7 protein-coding genes are annotated in these 9,727 nt (G+C 68.7%); all 7 read left to right on the forward strand.

Annotated elements, in window-relative coordinates; genetic code table 11:
• Positions 1-209 precede the first annotated feature (209 nt).
• The 7 genes from P1P75_RS16560 to P1P75_RS16590 all read left to right on the forward strand — a co-directional run bounded on the left by P1P75_RS16560 (position 210) and on the right by P1P75_RS16590 (position 9,533).
• Positions 210-1,367 (forward strand): mandelate racemase/muconate lactonizing enzyme family protein, encoded by a 1,158-nt coding sequence (locus P1P75_RS16560; protein ID WP_086771718.1) that lies wholly within the window; start codon positions 210-212, stop codon positions 1,365-1,367.
• On the forward strand, positions 1,364-2,368 hold the full coding sequence (locus P1P75_RS16565; protein WP_319255918.1) for an alcohol dehydrogenase catalytic domain-containing protein: 1,005 nt from the start codon (positions 1,364-1,366) through the stop codon (positions 2,366-2,368). The genes P1P75_RS16560 and P1P75_RS16565 overlap by 4 nt, the downstream gene beginning before the upstream one ends.
• Positions 2,369-2,526: 158 nt before the next feature.
• Positions 2,527-3,498, forward strand: a complete 972-nt coding sequence (locus P1P75_RS16570) for a hypothetical protein (RefSeq protein ID WP_319255920.1) — start codon at positions 2,527-2,529, stop codon at positions 3,496-3,498.
• A gap of 146 nt (positions 3,499-3,644) precedes the next feature.
• On the forward strand, positions 3,645-4,751 hold the full coding sequence (gene chvE / locus P1P75_RS16575; protein WP_319255922.1) for a multiple monosaccharide ABC transporter substrate-binding protein: 1,107 nt from the start codon (positions 3,645-3,647) through the stop codon (positions 4,749-4,751).
• 32 nt (positions 4,752-4,783) lie between these two features.
• Positions 4,784-6,334, forward strand: coding sequence for a multiple monosaccharide ABC transporter ATP-binding protein (gene mmsA / locus P1P75_RS16580; RefSeq protein WP_319255924.1), 1,551 nt, complete (start codon positions 4,784-4,786; stop codon positions 6,332-6,334).
• On the forward strand, positions 6,331-7,578 hold the full coding sequence (gene mmsB / locus P1P75_RS16585) for a multiple monosaccharide ABC transporter permease (RefSeq protein ID WP_319255926.1): 1,248 nt from the start codon (positions 6,331-6,333) through the stop codon (positions 7,576-7,578). The genes mmsA and mmsB overlap by 4 nt, the downstream gene beginning before the upstream one ends.
• Positions 7,579-7,820: 242 nt before the next feature.
• Positions 7,821-9,533, forward strand: coding sequence for a histidinol-phosphate transaminase (locus P1P75_RS16590; protein WP_319255928.1), 1,713 nt, complete (start codon positions 7,821-7,823; stop codon positions 9,531-9,533).
• Positions 9,534-9,727 lie beyond the last annotated feature (194 nt).

The following is a 9,727-nucleotide window of genomic DNA, read 5'->3' on the forward strand; positions in this document are numbered from 1 at the left end:
CGGCTGTGAAAGTTGTGTGGGAAACCGCCATACCGGCACGCCGACGCGAGTGACCTGTCACACACCGCCGGGTCCCGGCTTCCGGAAAGAGCGCCGAAACTGTCGAATCGTTACCCGTTCGACCCATTGACACCCCGCTCGCGCCGTCCTTACTGTCTGCCCAGCATTTCGAACGTGTGACGAAATCTCGAACAGCGAAGGGTACTTCCGTGCGCATCACTGGAATCAGCACGCACGTGGTCGGGACGCCATGGCGCAACCTGACCTACGTCCTGGTGCACACCGACGAGGGCATCACGGGTGTCGGAGAGACCCGCATGCTCGGCCACACCGACGCGCTGATCGGCTACCTGAAGGAAGCCGAGGCCAATCACATTCTCGGCTCCGACCCCTTCGCTGTCGAGGACCTGACGCGCCGGATGAAGTACGGCGACTACGGGCGCGCCGGCGAGATCGTGATGTCCGGCATCGCCATCGTCGAGATGGCCTGCTGGGACATCAAGGGCAAGGCCCTCGGTGTGCCCGTCTGGCAGCTCCTCGGTGGCAAGGTCACGGACAAGGTGAAGGCCTACGCCAACGGCTGGTACACCACCGAGCGGACCCCGGAGGCCTACCACAAGGCCGCCCAGGGGGTCATGGAGCGCGGCTACAAGGCGCTCAAGATCGACCCCTTCGGCACCGGCCACTTCGAGCTGGACCACCAGCAGACGCTGTACGCCGTCTCCCTGATCGAGGCGGTGCGCGACGCCATCGGCCCGGACGCCGAGCTGATGCTGGAGATGCACGGCCGCTTCTCCCCCTCCACCGCCGTACGTCTGGCCCACGAACTGGCGCCCTTCAAGCCCGCCTGGCTGGAGGAGCCCTGCCCGCCGGAGAACCTCAAGGCCCTGGAGAAGGTCGCCGCGAAGGTCGACATCCCGCTGGCCACCGGTGAGCGCATCCACGACCGCATCGAGTTCCGGGAGCTGTTCGAGAGCCAGGCCGTCGACATCATCCAGCCCGACGTCGGTCACATCGGCGGAATCTGGGAGACGCGCAAGCTGGCCGCGACCGCCGAGGCGCACTACATGCTCGTCGCCCCGCACAACGTCGGCGGGCCGGTATTGACCGCCGCGTCCCTCCAGGTCGGGTTCAGCTCCCCGAACTTCAAGATCCTTGAGCACTTCAACGACTTCGCGGACTCGGAGATCAAGAAGGTCGTCAAGGGCGCCCCCGAGGTGGTGGACGGCTACTTCCACCTCTCCGACGCGCCGGGGCTCGGCGTCGAGCTGGACGTCGACGCCGCCGCGGAGTTCCCGCAGCAGCAGGCCCGTTTCGACCTGTGGGCCGACGGCTGGGAGCAGCGCAAGCCGAAGGGCGGCAAGTGAGCACCGCTGTCGTCATCGAGCGGCCGGGCGAGCACCGGCTCACCTCGCACGAGCCCCGGCAGCCGGGCGCCGGTGAGGCCCTGGTCCGTGTGCACGCCGTGGGCATCTGCGGCAGTGACCGCGAGGTCTACCAGGGCAACCGGCCCGAGGGGTACGTCCGTTACCCGCTGACGCCGGGCCACGAGTGGTCCGGGACGGTGGAGGCGGTCGGCGCCGGGGTGCCGGAGTCGCTGACCGGCCGCAAGGTCGTCGGCGAGGGCTTTCGCAACTGCCAGGTCTGCGACCGCTGCCACGCGGGCGAGACGACACTGTGCACGGACGGGTACGAGGAGACCGGCTTCACCCAGCCGGGGGCGATGGCCACCACCCTCACCCTGCCGGCCCGGCTGCTGCACGCCCTCCCGGACGACGCCGATCTCACCGCCGCCGCCCTGCTGGAGCCCGCCGCCTGCATCGCGGCCGCCGCGATCAAGGCGAACGCCCGGCCCGGCGAACGGGTCGCGGTGGTCGGCACCGGGACGCTGGGCATGTTCGCCGTCCAGTTCCTGAAGGCGGGATCTCCCGCCGAGCTGCTCGTCGTCGGCACCCGGAGGGACCGGGAGGCCCTGTCGCGGCGGTTCGGGGCCACCGATTTCCGTACGCGCGAGCAGGAACTCCCCGGTGACTTCGACGTGGTGATCGAGACCGCCGGGTCCGCGTCCGCGGCGCGCACCTCCGCGGCGCTCCTCAGACGCGGTGGCCGGCTGGTCCTGACGGGCATCCCGGCGCCGGGCGCGGACGGTCTCGATCCCACCGACCTGGTCGTCCGGCAGCTGGAGGTGCACACCGTCTTCGGTGCGCCGCCGGACGCCTGGGCGCACACCGTGCGGGTCTTCGCGGCCGGTCTCCTCGACCCGTCGCCGCTGGTCACGCACGAGCTGCCGCTCGCCGAGTTCTCGCAGGCCATCGATCTGGTGGGGTCCGGCGATCCGAAGGTGGGCAAGGTCCTGCTCCGCCCCTAGACGTACGCCGGTACGGGGCGACCTGACGGCCTTCGTACCGGCGTACACCCAAGTCCCGCCCGACTTGGGCCGACCGGCAATCGACGACGCCGCCCTCGATTGCCGGTCGGCCCTCAGCCGCGAACTCCGTCCGACATACCGAACACGAAGGACAGCTTGTGACGACCGACGCCTCCGCCACGGCCCCCCGTCGACCTGGTGAGCCGGTGCTCACCACGCTCGGTCTGGGAGCGCCCGCGCTCGATCCCGCCGACGCCTCCGTCCACACCTTCCCCGGCGGTGGCCGCTGGCGCACCGAGGTCCCTTCGTGCGAGGGCCCCGAAGCGCTGGCCGTCATCCTCAAGGAGGCGTCGCGCCTCGACGTGCCGATCCACCGGATCAGCCAGGGCAGCGGCGTGTGGATGCTGAACGACGCCGAGATCACCGAGATGGTCGAGGCCACCGCCGAGCGTGACATCGAGCTGTGCCTGTTCACCGGGCCGCGTGGCACCTGGGACATCGGCGGCTCCACCCGGACCGACTCGCGCGGCGGGGGCCTGCGGGCCCGCGGGCACGACGCCGTCGCCGGATGCGTCGAGGACGCCGTCCGCGCCACCGAGCTGGGCGTCCAGTGTCTCCTCGTCGCCGACGAGGGCGTGCTGTGGACGCTGCACCGGGCCCGTCAGGCCGGCCTCATCCCAGCCGAGACCACGCTGAAGGTGTCGGCGCTGATCGGCCCCGTGAACCCGGCGGCGTACGCGGTGTACGAGCGGCTCGGCGGTGACTCGATCAACGTGCCCAGCGATCTGACGCTGGATCATCTCACGGAGATCCGCCGGGTGTCCCGCGCCCCCATGGACATGTACATCGAGGCCCCGGACGATCTCGGCGGCTACATCCGGATGTACGAGGTCGCCGAGCTGATCCGGCGCGGCTCCCCGCTGTACCTGAAGTTCGGCCTGTCCAAGGCCCCGGGGATCTACCCGTACGGCCACCACCTGCGTGATCTGGCGCTGTCCACGGCCCGTGAGCGGGTGCGGCGCGGCCGGCTGGCTCTGGACCTGCTGGCGCGGCACGGGGCGGACGCGGACATGGCTCCGCTCGGCTCGCGGCTGCCCGGTGATCTCAGCCGGTTCGACATCCAGTCATAACGTTACGGAAACCCCGCTTCACAGAAGCCGACACAGGCGCGCAGAATCCCACACACCGCTTCTCGGTCTTTTCCCCGGCCTCCTTCCCGGGGCGTCCTCCCGCAGCGCGAGACCGATCCCCTGCACACACATCAAGGATGATGATCATGCGTAACCGCAGAGCCGCCCTCGCCGCCATAGCCGGAGCCGCCTCCCTCGCCCTGACCCTGACCGCCTGCGGGCAGTCCGGCGAGGGCGGCAGCGAAACGTCCTCGGACAGCGCGAAGGGCGGCACCATCGGCATCGCGATGCCGACCAAGTCCTCCGAGCGCTGGATCACCGACGGCGCCAACGTCGAGAAGGACCTCAAGGCCAAGGGCTACAAGACCAAGCTGGTCTTCGGCGAGGACGACCCCGACCAGCAGGTCTCGCAGATCGAGAACCTGATCACGCAGGGCGTCAAGGCCCTGATCGTCGCGGCCATCGACAACAAGTCGCTGAACAACGTCCTCCAGCAGGCCGCCGACGCCAAGATCCCGGTGATCTCCTACGACCGCCTGATCCTCGGCACGAAGAACGTCGACTACTACGCGTCCTTCGACAACGAGAAGGTCGGCCAGCTCCAGGCCGGCTACCTCGTCGAGAAGCTGGGTCTGGCGAGCGGCAAGGGCCCCTTCAACATCGAGCTGTTCGCCGGCTCCAACGACGACAACAACACCAAGTACTTCTTCAACGGTGCGATGAGCGTGCTCCAGCCGTACATCGACAGCAAGAAGCTGGTGGTCAAGTCCGGCCAGACCGCGCTCACCAAGGTCACCACGCTGCGCTGGGACGGTGCCACCGCCCAGAAGCGCATGGAGGACATCCTCACCTCGACGTACACCAGCGGCCGGGTCGACGCCGTCCTCTCGCCGTACGACGGCATCTCCATCGGCATCCTCGCCGCGCTGAAGTCGGACGGCTACGGCGCCAAGAACAAGCCGCTGCCGGTCATCTCCGGCCAGGACGCCGAGCTGGCCTCGGTGAAGTCGATCATCGCCGGTGAGCAGTCGATGACCGTCTACAAGGACCTGCGCAAGCTCGCCCAGGTCGCCACGGACATGGTCGACGCCTCCCTCAACGGCAAGAAGCCCGAGATCAACGACACCAAGTCGTACGACAACGGCACCAAGGTCGTCCCCGCCTTCCTGCTGCAGCCGGTCAGCGTCGACAAGAGCAACTACGAGAAGGAACTCGTCCAGGGCGGCTACTACACGGCGGACCAGCTCAAGTAAGCGTCGGCCCTCAAGGATTGGAAGGCACGACCATGGCGGGACCCGTCCTGGAAATGCGCTCGATCGTCAAGACCTTTCCCGGCGTCAAAGCGCTGTCGGACGTCACACTGACCGTCCGTCAGGGCGAGGTCCACGCCATCTGCGGTGAGAACGGTGCCGGGAAGTCCACCTTGATGAAGGTGCTCTCCGGCGTCCACCCTCACGGCAGTTACGGGGGTGACATCCTCTTCGAGGGTGAGACCGTCCGGTTCAAGGACATCCGGGCGAGCGAGCAGCACGGCATTGTGATCATCCACCAGGAGCTGGCGCTGTCGCCGTATCTCTCCCTGGCGGAGAACATCTTCCTCGGCAACGAACACGCCAAGGGAGGGTTCATCAACTGGCGGGAGACCCTGCGGCACGCCACCGAGCTGCTGCGCCGGGTCGGCCTCACCGACCACCCGGAAACCCGCGTCACCGACATCGGCGTGGGCAAGCAGCAGCTCGTGGAGATCGCGAAGGCGCTGTCGAAGAAGGTCAAGCTCCTCATCCTCGACGAGCCGACGGCGGCGCTGAACGACGAGGACAGTGACAAACTCCTCGATCTCATCCTGGAGTTGAAGAACCAGGGCATCACCTCGATCATCATCTCCCACAAGCTCAACGAGATCCGCAAGGTCGCCGACTCGGTGACGATCATCCGCGACGGGCACTCCATCGAGACGCTCGACGTGAAGTCGCCCGAGACGACCGAGGACCGGATCATCAGCGGCATGGTCGGCCGCGACCTCGACCACCGCTTCCCCGAGCGCACCCCGCACGAGGCGGAGAAGGGCGCGGCGCCGGCCCTGCAGATCCGCGACTGGACCGTGCACCACCCGATCGACCAGCAGCGCAAGGTCGTCGACGGCGTGTCCATCGAGGTGCGGCGCGGGGAGATCGTCGGAATCGCCGGCCTGATGGGCGCCGGACGCACCGAGCTGGCCATGAGCGTCTTCGGACGCTCCTACGGCCGGTACACGGGCGGCACGGTCCTCAAGGACGGCAAGGAGATCCGTACCAAGACCGTCGCCGAGGCGGTCGACCACGGGATCGCCTATGTCACGGAGGACCGCAAGCACTACGGCCTCAACCTCATCGACACGATCAACCGCAACATCTCCCTGACCGCCCTGAGCAAGGTGGCCAAGCGCGGCGTCGTCGACGAGCAGCAGGAGCGGCAGGTCTCCGAGGGCTACCGCAAGTCCATGAACATCAAGGCGCCCACCGTCTTCGAACCGGTGGGCAAGCTGTCCGGCGGCAACCAGCAGAAGGTCGTCCTCAGCAAGTGGATCTTCGCCGGTCCGGACGTGCTGATCCTGGACGAGCCGACGCGCGGTATCGACGTCGGCGCCAAGTTCGAGATCTACACGGTGATCGACCAGCTGGCCGCCCAGGGCAAGGCGGTCGTCTTCATCTCCTCCGAGCTGCCGGAACTGCTCGGCATGTGCGACCGCATCTACACGATGGCCGCCGGACGGCTCACGGGTGAGTTCCCGCGGGCCGAGGCCACGCAGGAAGTGCTGATGCGTCAGATGACGAAGGACAAAGAGGTAACGCGATGAGCACGGACGTGACGGACAAGAGCCCGGCGGCCGCGCCGCCCGGGAAGGGCGGGGGCTCGGCCACCGGCGGCGGGATGCTCCAGCTGGTGCTGGACGGCCTGCGCCGCAACATGCGCCAGTACGGCATGCTGATCGCGCTCGGCCTGCTCGTGGTCCTCTTCCAGGTGTGGACCGACGGCGACCTGCTGCTGCCGCGCAACGTCTCCAACCTGGTCCTCCAGAACAGCTACATCCTGATCCTCGCGATCGGCATGATGCTGGTGATCATCGCGGGTCACATCGACCTGTCGGTCGGCTCACTCACCGCCTTCACCGGCGCCTTCGCGGCCGTACTGACGGTGCAGCACGATCTGGCGTGGCCCGTCGCACTGGTGCTGTGCCTGGCCGTCGGCGCTGCGGCCGGTGCGGCGCAGGGCTTCCTGATCGCCTACCTCGGCATACCCTCCTTCATCGTCACCCTCGCGGGCATGCTGATGTTCCGCGGTCTGACGGAGATGCTCCTGAAGGGGCAGACCCTCGGCCCGTTCCCCGACGGCCTGCAGAAGATGGGCAACGGCTTCCTGCCGGAGGTCGGCCCGGACACCAATTACCACAACATCACGCTGCTGCTGGGCTTCGCCCTGCTGACCTTCGCGGTGCTCCAGGAGGTCCGGGACCGCAAGCGCCAGCAGGAGTTCGCCCTCGAAGTGGTGCCGCGCAACCTCTTCCTGCTCAAGCTGGTCGCCATCTCCGCCGCGATCCTCACGGTCACGATGCTGCTCGCCAGCTACAAGGGCGCGCCGATCATCCTGCTCATCCTCGGCATCCTGGTCGTCGGCTACGGCTACGTGATGCGCAACGCCGTCTTCGGCCGCCACATCTACGCCATCGGCGGCAACCTGCCGGCGGCGAAGCTGTCCGGCGTGAAGGACAAGAAGGTCACCTTCCTCGTCTTCCTCAACATGGGCGTGCTCGCGGCCGTGGCGGGTCTGGTGGTCGCCGCCCGTCTGAACGCGGCCTCGCCGAAGGCCGGCCTCAGCTTCGAACTGGAGGCGATCGCCTCGTCGTTCATCGGCGGCGCGTCCATGAGCGGCGGTGTCGGCACCATCCTCGGCGCCATCATCGGCGGTCTCGTCCTCGGTGTGCTGAACAACGGCATGAACCTCCTCAGCGTCGGCACCGACTGGCAGCAGGTCATCAAGGGCATGGCCCTTCTGATCGCGGTCGGGTTCGACGTCTGGAACAAGCGCAAGTCCGGTTCCTGAACCACCGGAACTGCCTGAGCGGCCGAACGGGCCCCGCCGGAAGGCGGGGCCCGTTCCGTGTTCCCCGCCTGTCCTACGGCGGCTTCCCGCCTGTCCTACGGCGGCTCCCGCCGGTCCTCGGGTGGTTGAACAGCGCCGCCCGAGTCTGCGTATGTAGGGGTGGCCCGCGCTCCCCCGCGCGGGCCACCCACATGACGACGGGCCCGGTCGTCCCCGCCGGGTCCGCCCCATACGGAGGTTCCATGGCCGACAACGTCACCTCGTTGTTCCGCAGCACCGCCGCGCACAGCCCGTCGATGGCGGCGCTCACGCGGGAGGGCGGAGACGAGGCCGGCCCGGTGGACTTCTGTATCCCCTGCAACCCGTACTTCCCCACCCCGCAGATGTTCGACGACATGTCCGCCCGGCTGCGCGACATCATCACGTACTACCCGAGCAGCGCCGACACGATCACCGCCGAACTCTGCAGCCTGCTCCAACTCCCGCCGCAGGCCGTCGCGATGGGCAACGGCTCCACCGAGCTGATCACCTGGATCGACCACCTGCTGGTGCGCGAGTCCCTCGCCATCCCCGTCCCCACCTTCGGCCGCTGGACCGACCAGCCCATGGAGACCGGCAAGCGGGTCGACATGTTCCCGCTCCAGGAGTCCAGCGGCTTCGCCCTGGACCTCGCGCAGTACGCCGAGTTCATCCGCGCCCGTGGCACCCGCGTCGCCGTCATCTGCAACCCCAACAACCCCGACGGCGGGTTCCTGCACAAGCACGCCATCGTGCAGTTCATGGACGCGATGGCCGACCTCGACCTGGTCATCATCGACGAGTCGTTCCTGGAGTTCGCCGACGCCGAGGTCGAACCCTCGGTCGTCCAGGAGGCTCTGCTGCGCCCCAACGTCATCGTCCTGCGCAGCCTCGGCAAGAACTTCGGCCTGCACGGCATCCGCTTCGGCTACCTCGTCGCCAACCCGGCTCTGGCCGGCCGCGTCCGCTCCATGCTGCCCAAGTGGAACCTCAACTCCTTCGCCGAACACGTGGTGTTCATGCTGAGGGAGCACGGCCCCGAGTACGCGCAGAGCCTGATGCAGGTACGCCGCGACCGCCTCGACATGTCCAGCCAGCTCTCCTCCCTCCCCGGCCTCACCGTCTACCCCTCCCAGGGGAACTTCCTCTTCGTACGCCTCCCCGTGGGGGCCGAGGGGACCGTGGTCCGCGACCGGATGCTCACCGAGCACCGGATCCTGGTCCGCGAGTGCGGCAACAAGATCGGATCCTCCAGCCGCTTCCTGCGGCTCGTGGTGCGCCCCCAGGTGGACGTGCGTCGCCTGGTGTCCGGCCTGGAACAGGTGCTCTACGGGACCAGGAGGGGAGCCGCCGTACCCGAGCTGAACAACGGCAACAACTACAGCTCGGGTACGGCGGCGGTGGACCGGCTGGTCGGAGCGACGAACGGGGCGGGGTTCCAGGGGCTCGCGGCGCAGGCGCAGTCGATGGGGGGCGGGGTGCCGATGCCTGCGGCGGCTCCCGCACCCGCACCCGCACCCGCACCGGTGCCCATGCCGGCGGCGGCGCAGGTGTTTCCGCAATCGGTTCCGGCGCCGATACCGACGCCGGCGCCTGCGCCCATGCCTGCGGCGGCGGCCGCGATGTCACCGGTGCCGTCGCCGATGCAGATGCCGATGCAGATGCCCATGGCTGCTCCGGCGGCCGCGCCCATGCCCGTGGCTCCGGCTGCGGCGATGGCTCCCCAGATGGCACCGTCGATGGCCGCACCGGCGGCCGGGCCGATGGGTGGGCCGATGGGTGGGCCCGGCGGGCAGACCCCGCCGGGGGTGCCCGCCCGCGGTGGCCTCACGGCCGCGCAGGTGCGGGGCACGAACGGACTCTCCCCCGCGGCGACGACAGGCTGGCCGAACGCCCAGAACTGGCCCAACCCGGCGGGAATGGGCCAGGCGGGCTGACGCGAGGCGGGCTGACGCGGCCGCCGCTCCTGGGGGGCTCCGCCCCCAGCCCTCCCCGGGGCCTTTGCCTTTGCCTTTGTCCACCCCACCACCCGACTCGGTCGGCCGGGAAGTGACCTCGCGGGGTGCCGTGACCGTCGCCTTTCATCCCACCGAGACGGGTGGTGGGTGGGCGTTAGGGCGGGGGTTTGGGG

It is taken from the genome of Streptomyces sp. ID05-39B (assembly GCF_033794725.1).
GTDB classification, from domain to species: domain Bacteria; phylum Actinomycetota; class Actinomycetes; order Streptomycetales; family Streptomycetaceae; genus Streptomyces; species Streptomyces bobili.

What these genes read in the sequence shown, in the direction of transcription:
- chvE (WP_319255922.1), top strand. Translation starts at nt 3,645, where the DNA reads ATGCGTAACCGCAGAGCCGCCCTCGCCGCCATAGCCGGAGCCGCCTCC.
- mmsA (WP_319255924.1), top strand. Translation starts at nt 4,784, where the DNA reads ATGGCGGGACCCGTCCTGGAAATGCGCTCGATCGTCAAGACCTTTCCC.
- mmsB (WP_319255926.1), top strand. Translation starts at nt 6,331, where the DNA reads ATGAGCACGGACGTGACGGACAAGAGCCCGGCGGCCGCGCCGCCCGGG.
- P1P75_RS16590 (WP_319255928.1), top strand. Translation starts at nt 7,821, where the DNA reads ATGGCCGACAACGTCACCTCGTTGTTCCGCAGCACCGCCGCGCACAGC.